The 17,442-nt window shown below is 71.2% G+C and carries 18 protein-coding genes; 15 read left to right on the forward strand and 3 right to left on the reverse strand.

Annotated elements, in window-relative coordinates; all coding sequences use genetic code 11:
* Window positions 1-45: 45 nt before the first annotated feature.
* Window positions 46-1,077: a hypothetical protein gene (locus ACWC2B_RS29365; RefSeq protein ID WP_450721802.1), complete on the reverse strand. Its 1,032-nt coding sequence runs from the start codon at window positions 1,075-1,077 to the stop codon at window positions 46-48.
* A complete protein-coding gene (locus ACWC2B_RS29370) occupies window positions 1,065-1,724 on the reverse strand; it encodes a hypothetical protein (protein ID WP_450721804.1) in 660 nt (219 codons plus the stop codon). The genes ACWC2B_RS29365 and ACWC2B_RS29370 overlap by 13 nt, the downstream gene beginning before the upstream one ends.
* 615 nt (window positions 1,725-2,339) lie before the next feature.
* Here ACWC2B_RS29370 and ACWC2B_RS29375 point away from each other — a divergent pair.
* The 15 genes from ACWC2B_RS29375 to ACWC2B_RS29445 all read left to right on the forward strand — a co-directional run bounded on the left by ACWC2B_RS29375 (window position 2,340) and on the right by ACWC2B_RS29445 (window position 16,345).
* The gene (locus ACWC2B_RS29375; protein ID WP_450721806.1) at window positions 2,340-3,068 is read left to right on the forward strand and encodes a hypothetical protein; all 729 of its coding nucleotides are present in this window, start codon (window positions 2,340-2,342) and stop codon (window positions 3,066-3,068) included.
* A 46-nt stretch (window positions 3,069-3,114) separates the two neighbouring features.
* A complete protein-coding gene (locus ACWC2B_RS29380) occupies window positions 3,115-3,933 on the forward strand; it encodes a hypothetical protein (protein WP_450721808.1) in 819 nt (272 codons plus the stop codon).
* On the forward strand, window positions 3,930-5,237 hold the full coding sequence (locus ACWC2B_RS29385) for a CpaF family protein (protein ID WP_450721810.1): 1,308 nt from the start codon (window positions 3,930-3,932) through the stop codon (window positions 5,235-5,237). The genes ACWC2B_RS29380 and ACWC2B_RS29385 overlap by 4 nt, the downstream gene beginning before the upstream one ends.
* A gap of 28 nt (window positions 5,238-5,265) precedes the next feature.
* The gene (locus tag ACWC2B_RS29390) at window positions 5,266-6,231 is read left to right on the forward strand and encodes a type II secretion system F family protein (RefSeq protein ID WP_450721812.1); all 966 of its coding nucleotides are present in this window, start codon (window positions 5,266-5,268) and stop codon (window positions 6,229-6,231) included.
* Window positions 6,228-7,154 (forward strand): type II secretion system F family protein, encoded by a 927-nt coding sequence (locus ACWC2B_RS29395; RefSeq protein WP_450721814.1) that lies wholly within the window; start codon window positions 6,228-6,230, stop codon window positions 7,152-7,154. The genes ACWC2B_RS29390 and ACWC2B_RS29395 overlap by 4 nt, the downstream gene beginning before the upstream one ends.
* Window positions 7,155-7,197: 43 nt before the next feature.
* Window positions 7,198-7,452, forward strand: coding sequence for a hypothetical protein (locus tag ACWC2B_RS29400; protein ID WP_450721816.1), 255 nt, complete (start codon window positions 7,198-7,200; stop codon window positions 7,450-7,452).
* Window positions 7,453-7,532: 80 nt separating this feature from the next.
* On the forward strand, window positions 7,533-7,916 hold the full coding sequence (locus ACWC2B_RS29405; protein ID WP_450721903.1) for a TadE family protein: 384 nt from the start codon (window positions 7,533-7,535) through the stop codon (window positions 7,914-7,916).
* Window positions 7,913-8,377: a TadE/TadG family type IV pilus assembly protein gene (locus ACWC2B_RS29410; protein ID WP_450721818.1), complete on the forward strand. Its 465-nt coding sequence runs from the start codon at window positions 7,913-7,915 to the stop codon at window positions 8,375-8,377. Before ACWC2B_RS29405 ends, ACWC2B_RS29410 begins: the two co-directional genes overlap by 4 nt.
* Window positions 8,374-8,859 (forward strand): TadE/TadG family type IV pilus assembly protein, encoded by a 486-nt coding sequence (locus tag ACWC2B_RS29415; protein ID WP_450721820.1) that lies wholly within the window; start codon window positions 8,374-8,376, stop codon window positions 8,857-8,859. Before ACWC2B_RS29410 ends, ACWC2B_RS29415 begins: the two co-directional genes overlap by 4 nt.
* A 48-nt stretch (window positions 8,860-8,907) precedes the next feature.
* Window positions 8,908-9,567, forward strand: a complete 660-nt coding sequence (locus ACWC2B_RS29420; RefSeq protein ID WP_450721822.1) for a hypothetical protein — start codon at window positions 8,908-8,910, stop codon at window positions 9,565-9,567.
* The gene (locus ACWC2B_RS29425) at window positions 9,564-10,598 is read left to right on the forward strand and encodes a hypothetical protein (protein WP_450721824.1); all 1,035 of its coding nucleotides are present in this window, start codon (window positions 9,564-9,566) and stop codon (window positions 10,596-10,598) included. Before ACWC2B_RS29420 ends, ACWC2B_RS29425 begins: the two co-directional genes overlap by 4 nt.
* An 89-nt stretch (window positions 10,599-10,687) precedes the next feature.
* On the forward strand, window positions 10,688-13,645 hold the full coding sequence (locus ACWC2B_RS29430) for a BTAD domain-containing putative transcriptional regulator (RefSeq protein ID WP_450721826.1): 2,958 nt from the start codon (window positions 10,688-10,690) through the stop codon (window positions 13,643-13,645).
* A gap of 16 nt (window positions 13,646-13,661) precedes the next feature.
* A complete protein-coding gene (locus ACWC2B_RS29435; RefSeq protein ID WP_450721828.1) occupies window positions 13,662-14,405 on the forward strand; it encodes a prepilin peptidase in 744 nt (247 codons plus the stop codon).
* 89 nt (window positions 14,406-14,494) lie between these two features.
* The gene (mqnC, locus tag ACWC2B_RS29440) at window positions 14,495-15,694 is read left to right on the forward strand and encodes a cyclic dehypoxanthinyl futalosine synthase (RefSeq protein ID WP_450721830.1); all 1,200 of its coding nucleotides are present in this window, start codon (window positions 14,495-14,497) and stop codon (window positions 15,692-15,694) included.
* Window positions 15,695-15,709: 15 nt separating this feature from the next.
* Window positions 15,710-16,345, forward strand: a complete 636-nt coding sequence (locus ACWC2B_RS29445; protein WP_450721832.1) for an amidohydrolase family protein — start codon at window positions 15,710-15,712, stop codon at window positions 16,343-16,345.
* A 75-nt stretch (window positions 16,346-16,420) separates the two neighbouring features.
* Here ACWC2B_RS29445 and ACWC2B_RS29450 read toward each other — a convergent pair whose 3' ends face one another.
* Entirely contained in the window at window positions 16,421-17,428 is a 1,008-nt protein-coding gene (locus ACWC2B_RS29450) for a chitinase (protein ID WP_450721834.1), read from the reverse strand.
* Window positions 17,429-17,442: the final 14 nt, after the last annotated feature.

Genomic DNA, 17,442 nt, shown 5'->3' on the forward strand with positions numbered 1-17,442 from the left:
GGTGGAAGTGTGGTTGAGGCTACTTGAGGGTCAGCGAGCGGATCGTCAGCGGTTGACCGCTTGGATCTCCTGGACGGTCACCTGCTGGTTCTGGCCGAAGGTGCCGTCGGGCAGATCATCGCCGCCGTTTCCGGTTCCGGTCCACCTGATCTTCCAGGTGACGGTGGCCTTGAGGGTGTACGGAGTGCCGTTGGTGGCGCGGCGGTAGGTCACGCCGCAGGGTGGGGTCTTGTCGGCGCTGCCCGCCTCGTACGGGGTGCCGATGGAGCCGTCCGCGTTGATGGGGCACTCGCCGGAGGCGGGGAAGAGGGTGGCGTCCGCGGTGCCGGGGTCCAGTTTGAGGGAGGCCGGGGTGGCGGTCGTGGTCGCCGAGATGTTGAGCGCCGGGACGGACGCGGTGACCGAGACTGGGTGGAAGTCGCTCTTGTCCAGCCATGCCCAGGTCGGCAGATTCACCTTGGTGGCGCCATCGGGCTTCAGGGTCACTTGGGTGGCCGGCACGCGGATCTCCGCGTACGCCAGCTTGGCGAGGATCTCGGGAGTGATGGCCTCGGGCACGTCGGCCGGCGGGGGCGCGCCCTTGTCGACCCAGAAGTAGGGCTTGTTGCAGGCGTCCCAGCCCGGAGGGAAGCTCTTGTCGACGTACGAGTCCCACCAGTAGCCTTTGTCGGCCTTGTTCAGGTTGAAGTTGGTGTAGGGCTTTCCGTTGACGTATCTGTCGCGCTGCGAGGCATCCCAGGAGGAGCCGGTGGAGTCGGCGTTCCAGATCGGCTCGACGTACGCCTTGAACTCCGCGGGGCTGTACTTGGGGGCGTACCAGCAGGCCGGGGGCGTCCAGTTGCCGACGGGAGTGAGCGGGCCCACGGCGCTGCCGGAGCCATTCTTGGAGTGGTCGTAGACCACGCCGCCGGCCGTGGCGGAGAGGGTTCCGCCGGGCGTGGAATTGCCGCTGGCGCCTATCCCGCCACCGCCTGGCGGGGTCTTGTCCGCGTAGGCCACCGCTGGTGACAGCAGGCAGGCCACGCCCGTCAGGGATATGAGGACGAAGGCGTGCGTCGCCCGCTTCACGGCTGGCATGACGCAGCGCCCCGGGTGGACTTGATGTCGGTCACTTCCCAGACTCCCTTGCCGTTCTTGGTGACCTGGATCCCATAGGCGACGTAACTGTCCTTCGTCGTAGGGGTCTTCTTGACCTCGCCCGTTTTGACGACCTTGCTGAACGCCTGGCTCTCGTCCCCGCAGTAGCTGAGGGAGGCGGTCTTCGGCGACCGGACTGTGACGGTGCGGTGGAAGTACCGAGTGGATCCGGTGATGGTCCACCCGGCGTCGCTGAACTGCTTGACCCACTTGTTGGCGGCCACCGCTCCCGGGCCCTCGGTGTAGTACTCAAGGGCGGGCAGGCGGGGATTCCCGGCCGCGATGGCAGCGTCGAGGGCTCGTACGAACTCCGCGTTGTCGGCAAGGACGGTGTCCTGCACCGGGTCGCCCGCTGTGACGGGGTCGAACGAGTCCTTCACGTCCGCCGGCAACTCGATCGCCGGCCGGTCGGCGGCGGGCGGAGCGGACGAGGGGGACGGCGGTGCCGACGTCGGGCCGGCCTGCCCGGCTCCGGCGATCTTGTCCGAGTCCTTGGAGTGCTCGCCATCGCTGCTGCACGCACTGAGGGTGAAGGTGAGCACCGCCGTGAGTGCGGCGACGGCTGGCGTCAGGGTGCGGCGGTTCACAGGTGCTCCAGGTGGGACGGGTGGGGTCGCGGGTGAGGGACGCTACCGAGGCGGGGCGTGGTTCGCCAGGGCAAAGTTCGCGGCAATCCGGTGCATTGCGGAGCTATCGGCAGGCAACAGTTCAGGGATCTCCCCTTCCGGAACGCCACGTTCTGCTCAGCCGGCACTCGATGGCGAAGCGGACCGCATCAGTGTTCCGCCCATGCGGCGTGAGCGAATGAGTACGCGTACTCACGACTTCACGGTGAAGCTTCGTGAGGGTGGAGGGACCGGGGCGCACCGGCTCCGCGTGGATTGCACAGTGGTAACGGAGTGAGCGGTGAGGTGAGGGGAATCAAGCCAACTGGGAGACATTGTCTCGGTGCTGGAGGGTTGCGTGGTGTTCGCGATCTTTAACTCGCCTTGAGGGTGCTGAGGGGCGGCTGCTACGGTGCGATCACATGATCTGGCAGCGTGTCGATGGCCTCGCGGAAGTCTTCGGCAAGCCCGAAGCAACCGGTCGAGTCCCAGTCCTGGCGGCATGAGATGGCTTGATTCAGGTTCAGGCAGACGTCGTGGTTCGTTTTTGTTCGCCCTCGACGCTGTCGCAAAAGAATTACCACGGGGAGAAGCGACGTGAAGGTCCAGGAGCGCGGCGGGGCGGGGACGCACCGGGGGGCGGCGCCCGGGCAGCCGGTGGGGGAGCGGCTTCCGGCGCCGCCGCGCGAGCGCAAGCCGGCCCTCGCCGCCCTCGCCGTACTGCTCATCCTGATCGGCGCCCTCGGGGCGACCGTTCTGGTGCTGCGGGCCGGTGACCGGATCGAGGTCTACAAGCTCAAGGGCGACGTGGCCGCCGGGCATGCCGTCCAGGACGGGGACCTCACCACGGTGATGGTCGCCGCGGACACCGGCGTCCACTACATCACTCCCGAGCAGAAGGCCGCCCTGGGCAAGCTGCGGGCCAAGTCCAACCTCTACTCAGGCTCCCTCCTCGTCGGCGAGATGTTCGCGGCGGACGGCGGCACCCCGGCCGGCAAGGCCGCCGTCGGGGTCTCGCTCAAGGAAGGGCAGTACCCGACCAACCTCAAGGACGGCGAGACGGTCGCCGTCTACCGGGTCGGCACCTCCGCCGGCGCGGGCAAAGGGAACGGGTCCTCCGGGACCGGCAACTCCGGTTCCACGGGGGGCAGTTCACCGCTCGTCCAGCGTGCCGTCGTCAGCGCCACCGGCACCCAGGACAAGTCCTTCGGCAGCGGCAACCTCGCCGTCACTCTCACCGTCAACACCGCCGAGGCGGCCGCCCTGGCCCAGGCCGCGTCCGCCGGTGAAGTCGCCGTGGTGCGGGTCGCGCCGGACAACGGCTGAGTCGCGCGGCGACGTAGACGTAGAAGAGACAGAGACCCAAGAAGACATGGCGCTCATCGCACTCGCCTCCGACAAGGGCTCTCCCGGTGTCACCACCGCGGCCCTTGCCCTGGCCGCCGTATGGCCCCGTCGCGTGCTGCTCGCCGAGACGGACCCGGCCGGCGGGGACCTCGTGTACCGCTGCATGGCCACCAATGGCGGTCCCCTCAACCCGAACACCGGACTCCTGTCGCTGGCCGCGGCCGCCCGTCGCGGGCTCGCCGCCGACCAGCTCTGGGACCACGCCCAGCCGATGGCCGGCGGGCTCGAACTCCTCGTGGGACTCGGCGCGGCCGAGCAGGCCGCCGGCCTCGCCGGCAGCTGGCCGACGCTCGGCCGGGCCTTCGCCTCGCTCGGTGAGTCCCCGCACGCCCCCGCCGACGTGATCGCCGACCTCGGCCGGATCAGCGGCGGCTCGCCGGCGATCGATCTGCTGCCGCACGCCGCGCTCGCCCTGCTGGTGTCGCGTACCGAACCCGAGCACCTGGCCCGCGTACGGGACCGGGCCGCGGCGCTGTCCGCCCAGCTCCACGGCGGCCCGCGCGGCAACGCGCTCGCCACCCCGTTCATCGGCGTGATCCTGGTCGCCGAGGCCGGGGCGTCCGTCAAACTCGCGCACCAGGTCAACGACATGCTGGTGGCCGGGCAGACCGGCGCCCGTGTCGTCGGCACCCTCGCGCACGACCCGTCGGGCGCGGCTCTGCTCGCCGGACGCGGCCGCGGTCGGCTCGACAAGTCACTGCTCATCCGCAGCGCGCGGAAGGTCTCGGCGGACTTGTACCAGCAGTTCGGCGCCGCCTGGGCCGGAGCCGGGGTCGGCCGGTGAGCGCGGTCGACCACGCGCTGGTCAAGCGGTTCCGCCAGGAGGCCGGTGACCGGATCGCCGAGCAGCGGCGCGTCGACCAGGTGCGCGGCGTGGCCGCCATGTCGGGCGAGGACGAGCGCCAGTACGCGCGCGCCGTGATCGCCCAGATACTGGAGGAGTACGCCCGTACCGAGATCAACTCCGGGCGTACTCCCCTCGATGCGGAGACCGAGGAGCAGTACGCCGCCGCCGTCCACGCGGCGCTCTTCGGCGTCGGCCGGCTCCAGCCGCTGCTCGACGACCCCGAGGTCGAGAACATCGACATCAACGGGTGCGACCAGGTCTTCGTCGGGTACGCGGACGGCCGTGAGGTCCGCGCCGACCCGGTCGCCGAGACCGACGAGGAGCTCATCGAGCTGATCCAGGTGCTCGGTGCCTACTCCGGACTTTCCTCGCGTCCCTTCGACTCCGCCAATCCGCAGCTCGACCTGCGGCTGCCGGACGGTTCGCGACTGTCGGCCGTCATGGAGGTCGCCCGGCGGCCCGCGCTGTCCATCCGCCGGGCCCGCATGGGCAAGGTCTTCATGGCCGACCTGGTCGGAAACGGCACCCTCACACCGGAGTTGGCGCACTTCCTGGCCTGCGCCGTCCGGGCCCGCAAGAACATCATGATCGCGGGCGCGACCAACGCCGGAAAGACCACACTGCTGCGGGCGCTCGCCAACGAGATCCCGATGCAGGAGCGACTGATCACCGTCGAGCGGGCCCTGGAGCTCGGGCTCGACCAGTTCCCCGAACTCCATCCGAACGTCGTCGCGTTCGAGGAGCGGCTGCCCAACTCCGAGGGCCTCGGCATGATCCCGATGGCGGACCTGGTGCGCCGGTCGCTGCGTATGAACCCCTCGCGGGTCATCGTCGGCGAGGTGCTCGGCGACGAGATCGTGACCATGCTGAACGCGATGTCCCAGGGCAACGACGGCTCCCTCTCGACCATTCACGCCAACAGCTCGGCCGAGGTCTTCAACCGCATTTCGACGTACGCCCTCCAGGCGACCGAGCGGCTGCCCATCGAGGCGAGCCAGATGCTGATCGCGGGTGCCGTGAACTTCGTCGTCTTCGTGGAGCGGCGCAACAACTACGAGAGCGGCGGCCGACTGCAGCGCATGGTCACCTCGGTCCGTGAGGTGAACGGCTGCGACGGGCGCGTCCTGTCCAGCGAGGTCTTCGCCGAGACGCCGGACGGCCGGGTCGTGCCGCACGCCCCCGTCTCGTGCATCGAGGAACTCGCCGTACACGGCTACCGGCCCTCCGGGGCCTGGGGGTGAGCGGGGCCATATGAACAGCATTCCCTCCATGGGAGGTCTCTTCGAGGCTCAGACGCTGTACGCGCTGGCCGCGGGCCTCGCGGTCGGCGGCGGGCTCGCTCTGCTCGTCGTCGCGATCCGCGGTGTCGAGGCGAAGCCCGGCGGAAGGAACAGCCGGGGTCAACGAGCTGGCGAGCTGCTGCAGTTCGTGGGCAAGCGGGGTTCGATCGCGGTCGGCGTCGGACTGCTCGTGCTGCTGCTCACCCGCTGGACGGTGGCGGGCGTCGCCACCGGACTGCTCGTCTTCTTCTGGGACAAGCTCTTCGGCGGCGCCGCACAGGAGAAGGCCGCGATGAAGCGGGTCGAGGCGCTGGCCGCCTGGACCGAGTCGCTGCGCGACACCATCGCCGGCGCGGTCGGCCTCGAACAGGCCATCCCCGCCTCGGCCCGTGCGGCCGCACCCGCGTTGCGGCCTCATCTCGACGCCCTGGTCGACCGGTTGCGGGCCCGTACGCCGCTGCCCGACGCGCTCCAGCTGCTCGCCGACGAGATCGACGACGCGTCCGCCGACATCATCGTCGCGGCGCTGATCCTCAACGCCCGGCTGCGCGGCCCCGGTCTGCGCCAGGTGCTCGGGGCGCTCGCCAAGTCGGCCCGCGAGGAGATCGACATGCGGCACCGGGTGATGGCGCAGCGCTCGTCCACCCGGCGCAGTGTGCAGATCGTGGTCGGCGTGTCGATCGCGTTCGTGCTCGGGCTCGCCGTCTTCAACCGTGACTTCGTGGAGCCCTACAACTCGACGGTCGGCCAGCTCGTACTCGCCTGTGTGTGCGGCCTGTTCGCGCTCGGCTTCTGGTGGCTGCGCAAGCTGTCGGTGATCGAGACCCCGGACCGCTTCCTGGTACGGGCCGAGCCCGAGACCCGCTTCGTGCGCCCCGACGCCCCCGAGGGCACGCCCGGGAACCGGGACGGGGGCGGGCAGCGTCCTGTTACTGCTGGGGAGGGAGTGCGGTGATTGACACCATCACTGGGCCGGTGCTGATCGGCGCGGTCCTCGGCCTCGGCATCTACGTCCTGATCAGGGCGCTGACGCGGACGAAGCGTTCGGCGGTGTCGCAGGTCGCGCGGATCGACGCGATGCGCTCGTCCGGCAGTGTGTACACCCCGCGGCCGGAGGCGCAGGGCTCCGGCCGGTTCTCGGGCCTGCGGTCCGGGATCGGCGCGCGGGTCGCCGAGCTGTACGTCAAGCAGGGCTGGGAGCAGCGCTCGATCCGCGCCGACCTCGCCGTGCTCGACCGGGGCTGGGAACGGTTCCTGGCGACCAAGGTGCTGCTCGGCGTCGCCGGCCTTGTCTTCGGCCCGTTGGTCTTCGTCATCGTCGCGACGCTCGGTTTCGGCAGCAGCCCGATCATCCCGGTCTGGCTGGCGCTGCTGTGCGGGGCGGTCTTCTTCTTCCTGCCGGACCTCGAAATCCGCCGGGACGCCGCGGACAAGCGCCGCGACCTGCGCCGGGTCATCGGGGCCTACCTCGACCTGGTCGCCATGAACCTGGCCGGCGGACGCGGGCTGCCCGAGGCGCTGATGGCCGCCGCCGAGGTCAGCGACGGCTGGGCGCTGCGAAGACTCCGCAACACCCTCGCGGACGCCCGGATCACCGGCACCAGCCAGTGGCTGGCGCTCGGCCGGCTCGGCGAGGAACTCGGCGTCGAGGAACTGAAGGACCTGTCCTCCTCGCTCGCCCTGGTGGCGGACGACGGCGCGAAGGTACGCGAGTCCCTCGCGTCCCGAGCCGAAACGATGCGGCACCGCGAGATGGCCGAGATCGAGGGAGCGGCGGGTGAGAAGTCCCAGTCGATGCTCGTCGCCCAACTGCTGCTCTGCGCGGGCTTCCTGGTCTTCCTGATCTTCCCCGCCGCGATGCGCGTCTTCCAGGTCTGAGCGCGCACTCCCCCCACTTCTGTCGAGAGGAAACGAACACCCCATGAACCGCCCGCAGTTCCCGAAGATCAGCCACCCGGCCGTCGACTTCCTGGTCACCTTCCTGAAGGGCCGCGTCCAGCGCGCCCGCTCCGGCGAGCTCGACCGCGGCGCGTCCGCGGTCGAGTGGGTCATCATCTCCGCGGTCGTCGTGGCGATCGTCGGCGTGGTGGCCGCGATCATCAACCAGGCCCTCAAGGGCGGCGCCGACAAGGTCGGCAAGTGCATCGAGGGCGCGAGCGCCGACAAGACCTGCTGAGGCGCCGTACCTTGCGCGACGGACTCCGGGCTCTTGTACGCCGCCGGGTGGAGGCAGCCTCCGCCCGCGGCGACTCCGGCATGACCGCGATCGAGTTCGTGCTGCTGACCCCGGTGCTGTTCTTCATGATCTTCGCGACCGTGCAGTTCGGCCTGTACTTCTTCGCGGATCACGTCGCGCAGGCCGCGGCCCAGGCGGGCGCCCGCAAGGCGCGGGCCATGGCCGACGAGCAGCCCGGCGCCTGGCGCGGCGAGGCCCGCGACCAGGCCTCCAGCTACATCGCGCAGCTCGGCCCGAAGCTCGTGCTCGCCCCGGACGTCCAGGCGATCGAGCCCAAGGCGAACACGGTCGGCGTGGAGATCAAGGCCAAGGTGCCGACGGTCTTCCCCGGCCTGCACCTGACCGTGCACGCGCGGTCGCAGGGCCCGGTCGAACGATTCGTACGCGAGGGGGCGAACCGATGAGCGCGCAGCCGGTACGCGCCGTCGCGGCCCGGGTCGCCGACGCGGCGCGCCGCAGGTACGCGGCCGCCTCGGACCGAGGCCTGTCCACCATCGAGGTGGTCATCCTCGCGCCGGTGATGATCCTGTTCCTCCTGGTCCTGGTGGCGTTCGGCCAACTCGTCGACGGGCGGGGCGCGGTGGACAGCGCGGCGCGCGACGCGGCGCGGGCCGGCTCCATCCAGAAGGATCACGGCACGGCGCTGACCGAGGCGAAGGCGGCGGCGGAGGCCGACCTGGCCGACGTTTGCTCGGGCCCGGTGAGCGTCCGCCAGACCAGCGCGGGCTGGGCGGACGCCGAGTTCTTCACCGTCGAGGTCAGCTGCCGGATCCGGGGCCTGGCGATGCTCGGCCTGGACGTCCCCACGACCCTGACCGGCACCTCGACCTCGCCGCTCGACCCGTTCAAGAGGAAGACATCATGAGCGGGCCGCTCGACACCGCCGGGCTGTGGCCCCCGTATGCCTGGATACGGGCCCGGCGCACCCGTCTCGACGACCGTGGGTCGGGCGCCGCAGCGGTGATCATCTTCGCGATCCTCTTCCTCGGCCTCGCCGCGTTCGTCATCGACGGCGGCCTGTCCATCTCCAAGCGGGAGCGCGCCGCGGACATAGCGGAACAGGCCGCGCGCTATGCGGCCCAGGACATCGACAAGGAAGCCCTGTACGACGGCTCCGGTGCCGGGGCGCCCATCCGCTACGAGAACTGCGGCGCCCGCGTGAAGGCCTTCGCCCGGGCATCAGGCCTCTCCGGCCCGGACATCGCGGCGTCCCGCTGTCTGGGGGGCAACGCCCAACAGGTCGAGGTCGAGATCCAGTTGACGTACAAGCCCGTGTTCACCGGGTTCTTCTACGGCGGCGAGGTCGTGGTGCACGGCCGGTCCGTGGCGAAGAACGAGGTGGGCTGAGATGGACCCCCTTTCCCTTACGTTCCCATACGGAGGTAGGACCCCCTGATGCGTAACCACAAGGCCACGACGGCCGCGGCTGCCCTGGCGGCCGCGGGCGCGCTTCTGCTCACCGGGTGCGGTGGGGGTTCGAAGGGGGGCGACTCGAAGAAGATCGCGGGGGCGGACAGCGGGGCTTCTGCGTCTGCTGCGCCGTCGGCATTGGCGCCTGCCCCCGATGCCGCGAACCGGCCGAAGGTGACGTTGCCGACGGGGGAGGAGCTGTCCTTCGACCCGGAGAAGACCGGCGATCCGATCAAGGACGCGGTACTCGGCGACAATGCGGAGTACGTGCGTGCCGTCGACGAGGCCATCGCCAATCAGGATGCCAAGGCGCCGAGTGTGGCCTTCTACGCCAAGGACGACGCCTTGGTGGGCGCCATGCAGTGGATTGCCGCGGTGACGAAGCAGGACGTCTCCATCGCGGGGACGATCCGCTACTTCGACCGGCAGGTCTCCATCCGGCAGGACGGCGCGGCGACGCTCACCTACTGCGGCGACGAGACCAAGGGATTCACCAAGGACCGGAAGACAGGCAAGGTCAACGTCACTCCGGCCGACAGCGATTCGTACATTTCGTATGCCCTGGTCCTGCGCAAGAACGACAAGGGCGTGTGGCAGGTCACCAAACTGTCTTCAGTACGGGGGGACAAGAAGTGCCAGCGGTGAACGACTGGAAGAGTGCGACGGTCCTGGTCGTGGCCGGAGCGGCGGTAGCCCTCCTCGCGGTTCCGGCACAGGCCGCGGTGGTGGTGCCGGGGGCGAAGGGGCAGGGTGCCGAAGCCAACGCTGCGACTAACGGCAAGCAGGTGACCGTAGGGGTCTCCAAGGTTCAGTACTCCGGTGACACGAAGCGCAGCGGTACGCAGTCGACCGGCGACCTCAAGTCGACTGACGGGACTTGGACGCCGCCCGCCTGCTGGTACGAGCCCACGTACTCTCCGCAGGAGATGGAGGCCATGGTCAAGGGATGGCGGGACATCAAGTTCCTCGGCATCGGCGACCTCATCGGTGACATCTACGACCGCAAGTACAAGAGCGGCGACGTGAAGGACGGCGGATACAAGGACTACAACCTCGACAAGCAAGGCAAGGGGATGTTCTGGGCGGCGGTGAAGAACCCCGATCGCAAGGACGAACCCGAGGCGAACCTGTGCGACAAGCCGCCCTTCTGGGTGGACAACGGCCAAACACCGAACGAGCCCTTGGCCGTGAGCCCGAGGGTCCTCGGCGAGGCTGCGGCGGGCACCGTCGATCTGACTCCCACTGAAATCGCCATGGCGCCGAGCGCCACTTCCACCGTGAACCTGCCGACGTGGATCTGGACGCCCAGCAAGGGTTTCAAGGAAAAGCACGCATCCGCGTCCGTAGCGGGTGTCACCGCCATCGCCACCGCCACTCCTGTCGCCCTTCATATCGACCCCGGAACAGCGGACGCCACCCTGTTCCCCGCCTCGGGAACCTGCCCGATCAATGCCGACGGCAGCATCGGCACTCCATTCGCGACTGGGATGGCCGGTCAGACGCCGTCCTGCGCGGTCACGTATCAGCGGGCCGGCACGTATGCCCTGAAAGCCAGCGTCACGTGGAAGATCAAGTGGTCCGCCACTAACGACCCGGGTGCCCCGCTCCCCGACAGCATCTTCACCACCCCGCCCCAGAACGTAACCGTCCAGGAAATCCAGTCCATCAACCGCTAGTCGAATAAAGGGGGTTGGGGGCCATGAGGTCCCCAGCCCACCCCCGCCCGGCCCGCAGGGCCGCCTATCTCAACCCCAGGAACCCCGCCATGGCACGCACCCCCTCCCGTACGACGGGTCCGGTGAACCGGACGCCGCAGCCGTTGCCGCGTCGTCGTACGCCCGGCGACTTCGCCAAGGCGTTCCTCGCGTTCGTCGCGCTGCTCGGGCTCGTGGTGGGGGTGCCCGCGGCGCTCGCGATGAGCGTCGGGTGGCCGTTGCCGCACCGGATGCCTTCGCTGGACATGGTGCAGCAGCAGATCTCCGTGAACGTGTTCGTGAAGATCCTCACGCTGGTCGTGTGGCTGGCCTGGGCGCAGTTCACGGCCTGCGTGCTCGTGGAGGTCAAGGCCGCCGTGTCCGGCGTCGGGCTGCCCTCGCGGGTGCCCGGCGCCGGCCCGAGCCAGCTGCTGGCGCGTCAGCTGATCGCTGCGGTGCTGCTCATCACTGCCACGGCGGCGAGCTTCGCGCCGGGGCTCGGCCAGCACGGCCAGCAGATCGAGAACACGCACAAGCCGACCGTCGCCGCCGCCCAGCAACTGCCGGGCCAGCAGCAGGCCGCCACGGTCGCAGAGGCGATGCAGCGGCAGGCGGCGGCGCAGGCGCACCACGCGCAGGAAGAGCAGGACGGGACGGAGGTGGGAGCCACCAAGTTCTACCGGATCAACCCGCCCGAGGGACGTCACCACGACTCGCTGTGGGAGGTCGCCGAGCGGCACCTCGGGGACGGGCGGCGCTACCACGAGATCTACCAGCTCAACAAGGACCGGGTGCAGCCGGACGGCTCCAAGCTGTCCGAGGCCAGCCTGATCCGGCCCGGCTGGATCATGGAGATGCCCGCCGACGCCCACGGCGGCGATCTCGTCGAGATGCCCACCCCGGCGCCCGAGGTCTCGCCCACGCTTCAGCAGCAGATCGCCGAGTACGCCAAGTCCGGCGACCACGCCCAGCCCGCCCAACAGGGCGGCGGGGCACGGGCCGAGACGCCGGCCGCCCCCAGCTCCGTACCGGAGCAGAGGGCCCCGTCCACCTCCACCCCCGCACAGGAGCAGACCCCGCAGGCCGCCACGTCGGCGTCCTCCGAGAGCGGGTTCGGGCTCCCCGAGGCGCTCATCGGGGCGCCGCTGCTCGCCGCCGGTGTGCTGGGAGCGCTCGGCCGCAGGCGCCGGATGGCGCTGTGGCAGTCCGCGATGACGGCCGTCGCCGGGCGTCGCGGCATGGAGCCCCCGGTGCCCACCGGAGCCGACGCCGATGTCCACGACGCCCTGCTGATCGGCGCCGACCCGGAGGCCGTACGGTTCCTCGACCAGGCGCTGCGCGGCCTGTCCGCCGCGCTCGACGCCGCGAACCGGCCGCTGCCCGTCGTGTACGCGGCCTGGTTCACGGCCACCGACCTGCACCTCCAGCTGGCCCAGCCCTCCGGTCAGCCCCCCGCTCCGTGGGAGCAGGGCGGCGACGCGACGCTGTGGCGGCTGGAGCGCGGCGCCGCGCCTGCGGACTCGCGGCCGGACCTCGCCGAGGTGGCGGCCCCGTACCCGGGCCTGGTCAGCCTCGGCACGCTGGACGGCGCACGACTGCTCCTCAACCTCGAAGCCGCCCCCGGCCTGGTCGCGCTCAGCGGCCCCGGCGGGGCGCGCGCCGCCGTGCTCTCCTCGGTCGCCGCGGAACTCGCCACCAACGGCTGGTCCGACCGGATGACCGTCACCGTCGTGGGCTTCGGCCGCGAACTGGGCGCCCTCGCCCCGACCCGGCTGCGCCACCTCGACTCCGTGGAGGTGCTCCTCGAAGACCTCGGCGCCGAGATCCAGCGGCGCCGGTCCGCGCTCGACGCGGCCGGTCACGACTCGGTCCTCACCGGGCGCACCGGCCCGGTCGAGCACACCCGCTGGGCCCCGCACCTGGTGATGATCGCCGACACCCCGACGGAGGCCGAGGCCGCGGCCCTGGCCGAACTGACCGCAGGGGCGGGGAAGTTGGGCATCGGCTGCCTGGTCGGCGTCGAGGGTGACGCCCAGCGGCTGGGCGCGGCCTGGGACTTGGAGGTCACGGCAGAGGGCCGGCTGTCCGCCCCGCTGCTCGGCCTGGAACTCGCCGCCCAGCTGCTGCCCGCCGCCGTCCACGACGCGGTCGTACGCCTCTTCGCCTCCGCCGACGCGATGTCGGGCCCGGACGGCGACGACCCGACGCCCGCGCCCCACGCCTTCCTGGTGGACATCACCGAACAGGGGCGCCCCGCCGTCTACGCCCGGCTGGTCGGCACGTACGAGATCATCGGCCTCGAAGCGCCGGACGACGAGCGCAGCGCCCTGCTCCACGAGGCGCTCGCCCTGCTGCTCCTGCACCGCGAGGGCGTCCACCCGCTGGTCCTCGCGTCCGCGATGTGGCCGCGCGGGGTCACCGACGAGGTGCGCGACGCGCTGATCGGCCGCCTCCGGGACTGGCTCGGCGCCGACGAGGACGGCTCGCCCCGGCTGCGTACGGACGCCGGCGGGCGGCTCACTCTCGCCCCGTCCGTCGTCTCCGACCTCGACGTGCTGCGCTCGCTGCACTACGAGGCCACCGAGGGGACCGGCGCCCGCCGCGCCTCGGTGCGCGAGCGGCTGCTCACCGACGCCCTCGGCCTGGTGCGCGGCCCGCTCCTCGCCGACCGTGCCGAGGGCCGCTACGGCTGGCTCGGCCACGAGATCATCGACACCCAACTACCCCTCCTGGTGGCCGATGTGGCGCTCGCGCTCTGCGCCCACCACCGCGAGCAGGACCGGCCGCGGAAGGCCATCGGGGCACTCCGCACCGCGCTCGCGAGCTCCCCCTCGGACGAGCGGCTGTGGAACGAGCTCCTGCGGGCCACCCACGACACAGGCGACCAGAGCGGCCTGCTCGCGCTGGCCTCCGAACTCACCACGCGCAGCGGACCCCGCGGCCTGCCCCCGCGGACCGTCGCCCTGCTCGACGAGCTGCTGCCGTCCTGGCGCGGTGACGCGGGCCGCGCGGCCGCGTCGGCGGGCTGACAGGCACCCTGGTCCGGTGAACACAACGGTGAACACAGCGCTGACCATCGCCGCGGCCGCCTGGGGCGCCGGCGCCGGGTTCCTGCTGGGCCGCCCCCGGTACCGGCTCTCCGTCGAACCCGGCCAACCCTGGCGCACCGCCTGCCCGTCCGGGCATCCGTTCGGCGGGTGGCCGGGGGCCGCCCGGTGCCGGGCCTGCGGCGGGGCGCCGGACCATGGCTCGCCGCTGACCGCAGTGCTCGTCACCGCGCTCGTCTGCGCCGCCCTCGCCGCCGTCACCGGGCCCCGCCCCGAACTCGCGGCCTGGCTGCTGCTCGCCCCGTTCGCGGTGCTGCTCTCCCTCGTCGACCTGACCGTACGCAGGCTCCCCGACGTCCTCACCCTGCCGCTGGCCGGGGCCGCCGCCGTGCTGCTCGGCCTCGCGGCCCTGCTGCCCGGGCACGCCGGGTCCTGGACCACCGCGCTCCTCGGCGGGCTCGCGCTCGGCGGCGGGTACTTCGTGCTGTTCCTCATCAACCCGGCCGGCATGGGCTTCGGCGACGTCAAACTCGCGCTCGGGCTCGGCCTCGCGCTCGGGTGGTACGGCTGGGCGGTCCTGATGGCCGGGGCGCTCCTCGGTCTCGTCCTGGGGGCGGTGTACGGCATCGGGCTCGTCGTGTTCCGCCGGGCGAGCCGCACGACCGCGTTCCCGCTCGGCCCCTTCATGATCGCCGGGGCGTTCGGCGGGCTGCTCCTCGCCGGGCATGGGCTCGGCGGCTGAACGAGCCCCGCTGGCCCCCGCTCAGCAGCGCAAGCCCGCTGGCGTACGCTGGATCCGCCCGTCCGTAACCCCTCCGAAAGGGACACCCGGTGACTGAGAAGGCCGATCTTCAGTCCGTTCTCGACCGTGCCGCTGAGGGTGGGCGGATCACCCCGGAGGAAGCGCTCGACCTGTACCGGTCCGCGCCGCTGCACGCGCTCGGCGCCGCCGCCGACGCGGTGCGCCGCCGCCGCTACGCCGGTACCGAGCACATCGCGACGTACATCATCGAGCGGAACATCAACTACACGAACGTCTGCGTGACGGCGTGCAAGTTCTGCGCGTTCTACGCCGCGCCCAAGGACACCGCCAAGGGCTGGACCCGCGACCTCGACGACATCCTGCGCCGCTGCGCGGAGACCGTCGAGCTCGGCGGCACCCAGATCATGTTCCAGGGCGGGCACCACCCCGACTTCGGCGTCGAGTACTACGAAGAGCACTTCGCCGCGATCAAGAAGGCCTACCCGCAGCTGGTCATCCACTCCCTCGGCGCCTCCGAGGTCGAGCACATGGCCCGCATCTCCAAGGTCTCCGTCGAGGAGGCCATCTCGCGCATCCACGCCGCCGGGCTCGATTCCTTCGCCGGGGCCGGCGCCGAGCTGCTGCCCGAGCGGCCGCGCAAGGCGATCGCGCCGCTCAAGGAGTCCGGCGAGCGCTGGCTGGAGATCATGGAGACGGCGCACGGCCTGGGCGTCGAGTCCACCTCCACCATGCTCATGGGTACGGGTGAGACCAACGCCGAGCGCATCGAGCACCTGCGCATGATCCGCGACGTACAGGACCGTACCGGCGGCTTCCGCGCGTTCATCCCGTACACGTACCAGCCGGAGAACAACCACCTCAAGGGCCGCACCCAGGCGACGCTCTTCGAGTACCTGCGCATGATCGCCATCGCGCGGCTGTTCTTCGACAACATCGCCCACATCCAGGGCTCCTGGCTCACCACCGGCAAGGAGGTCGGCCAGCTGTCGCTGCACTACGGCGCAGACGACCTCGGCTCGGTCATGCTGGAGGAGAACGTCGTCTCGTCGGCCGGGGCCAAGCACCGCTCCAACCTCATCGAGATGATCGACATGATCCGCAGGGCGGACCGGGTGCCCGCCCAGCGCGCCACCACCTACGAGCACCTCGTCGTGCACGAGGACCCGGCGAACGACCCGGTCGACACCCGGGTCCAGTCGCACATCTCCTCGACCGCGATCGAGGGCGGCACCGCCCACCCGGAGCTGAAGCTCCTCGCCTCCAACTGAGGCCGTGTTCCTGACGTGCTGACGATCCACGCCGCCGGTCTGGTGCTGCCCGGGAACCGCGAGCCGGTCCCGGGCGGTGCGGTGCTCGTCGACGGTGACCGGATCGCCGCGATCGGGCCTTACGAGGACGTCGCGGCCGAGCACCCCGCCGCCCGCGTCCGCCGCTGGCCCGGCTTGCTGACGCCCGGCCTCGTCAACCGGCACGGCGCGGCCCTGCTCGAACGCACCTATTTCCCGGACGACCCCTTCGAGGCCGACGAGCTCGGCACCGAACCGCTCACCGGCGCAGCCCTCGCCGCCCTCGCGCCGAGCGAGTCCCGCCGGGGCAACAGCGCCCGCCGCTGCACCCAGAAGCTCCTCGCGCACGGCGTGGTGGCGGTGACCGGGCCCATCGTCACCCCGGCGGTACGAACTGCCGTACAGCGGGCGGGACTTGAGATGCTGCCGAGTGGCGCCGTCGAGGGGGCGGCGGACCTCGATCCGTTCGCCGGGGCCAAGCCGAGCGAGGCCTTCCGGGCTCCGCTCGCCGTGGGCGGCCCGGGCCGGTTCGCGGTCTTCTCCGTGCCGGACGAGGAGGCGCTGGCCGCGCAGGGCGCCGGGACCTGCATCGCCACCGTCATCGGCGGTCGGCTGGTGCACCGGCGCCGGTGAGAGGGTGAGGGCCTGCGCCTGAACCCCGTCAGGGCCCGACACGCGGGTCAGGGCTGACACGCGCCCTGAGCCCGGTCAGCTTCCCGACAGCGCCTTCGCGAAGGCGCCCGGCTCCTGGGCGATGCCGCTGCAACTCGCTTGCGCCACAGCCGAGTTGACGCCGGATCCGCACTTCTGGTCCCGGTACGTCACCCACATGGACAGCCGTCCGACGCCCTTGTCCTGGGCGAACTTCCGTACCTTCGCGGCGTCGTCCAGGGTGAACGTCTCGCCCTTCACGTCGTTGACGCCGATCATCGCCGTGACCCCGAGCCCCTGCCAGGCCGCCGCGTCGGAGAGGCCCAGGACCTGCTGGAGCTGGCCGTGCGCGGCGGTCGCGGCCCGCACCGCGTAGTCGCCCATGTCGCCTCCGAAGGAGGTGCCGTAGTTCATCGTCATCACGTTGACGGCCGAGACCTGCACGCCGTGGTCCTTGGCCGACTTGAGCAGCGCCGTTCCCTGGGACGTGAGCCCCGTCGGCATCACCGCGAGCGTGAACGTCACCCTGAGGGCGCGCTGCTTCTGGAGCAGGGCTATCGCCTCCGCGCGCCGGGTGAGCGCGGCGGAGTCGGCGAGGGCCGCGCCCTCGATGTCGAAGTCGGCCTCGCCGGCCCCGACCGCGTCCAGCGCCGAGCCGTAGGCGGCGGCCAGCTGGGCCGGGGTCTTGCAGGTGAGCGCCAGCTCCTTGCCGGCCTGCCCGCCGAAGGACACCCGTACCGCGGCGCCCGACTTCTTCAGCCCGGCGGCTCGGTCCTTGACGTCCCTGTCCACGATGGCCGTGTCGTCGTCCCACACCGCCCGGCACGTGTTGCCGTGGGCGACGGCGAACGCCAGGTTGTAGACGGCCGGGGAGCCCACGGCGTCGGTCGGCGAGGCCGTCGTCGCGCTGACATAGGGGGAGTACGCGCTGTTCAGAGGGCCGTTCGCGGCGGCGGGCCCGGCCGGGGCCTTCGGGGCCGCGTCCGGGGCCGAGGAGCAGCCCGCGCACACCAGCGCGGCCAAGGCGCCGAGCCCCGCGACCGGCACCCTCAGGAAACTCCGCATGTCGTGTGCACCCG

The organism is Streptomyces sp. NPDC001415 (assembly GCF_053597395.1).

What these genes read in the sequence shown, in the direction of transcription:
- ACWC2B_RS29365 (WP_450721802.1), bottom strand. Translation starts at nt 1,077, where the DNA reads ATGCCAGCCGTGAAGCGGGCGACGCACGCCTTCGTCCTCATATCCCTG.
- ACWC2B_RS29430 (WP_450721826.1), top strand. Translation starts at nt 10,688, where the DNA reads ATGGCACGCACCCCCTCCCGTACGACGGGTCCGGTGAACCGGACGCCG.
- ACWC2B_RS29410 (WP_450721818.1), top strand. Translation starts at nt 7,913, where the DNA reads ATGAGCGCGCAGCCGGTACGCGCCGTCGCGGCCCGGGTCGCCGACGCG.
- ACWC2B_RS29400 (WP_450721816.1), top strand. Translation starts at nt 7,198, where the DNA reads ATGAACCGCCCGCAGTTCCCGAAGATCAGCCACCCGGCCGTCGACTTC.
- ACWC2B_RS29405 (WP_450721903.1), top strand. Translation starts at nt 7,533, where the DNA reads ATGACCGCGATCGAGTTCGTGCTGCTGACCCCGGTGCTGTTCTTCATG.
- ACWC2B_RS29380 (WP_450721808.1), top strand. Translation starts at nt 3,115, where the DNA reads ATGGCGCTCATCGCACTCGCCTCCGACAAGGGCTCTCCCGGTGTCACC.
- ACWC2B_RS29390 (WP_450721812.1), top strand. Translation starts at nt 5,266, where the DNA reads ATGGGAGGTCTCTTCGAGGCTCAGACGCTGTACGCGCTGGCCGCGGGC.
- ACWC2B_RS29415 (WP_450721820.1), top strand. Translation starts at nt 8,374, where the DNA reads ATGAGCGGGCCGCTCGACACCGCCGGGCTGTGGCCCCCGTATGCCTGG.
- ACWC2B_RS29450 (WP_450721834.1), bottom strand. Translation starts at nt 17,428, where the DNA reads ATGCGGAGTTTCCTGAGGGTGCCGGTCGCGGGGCTCGGCGCCTTGGCC.
- ACWC2B_RS29420 (WP_450721822.1), top strand. Translation starts at nt 8,908, where the DNA reads ATGCGTAACCACAAGGCCACGACGGCCGCGGCTGCCCTGGCGGCCGCG.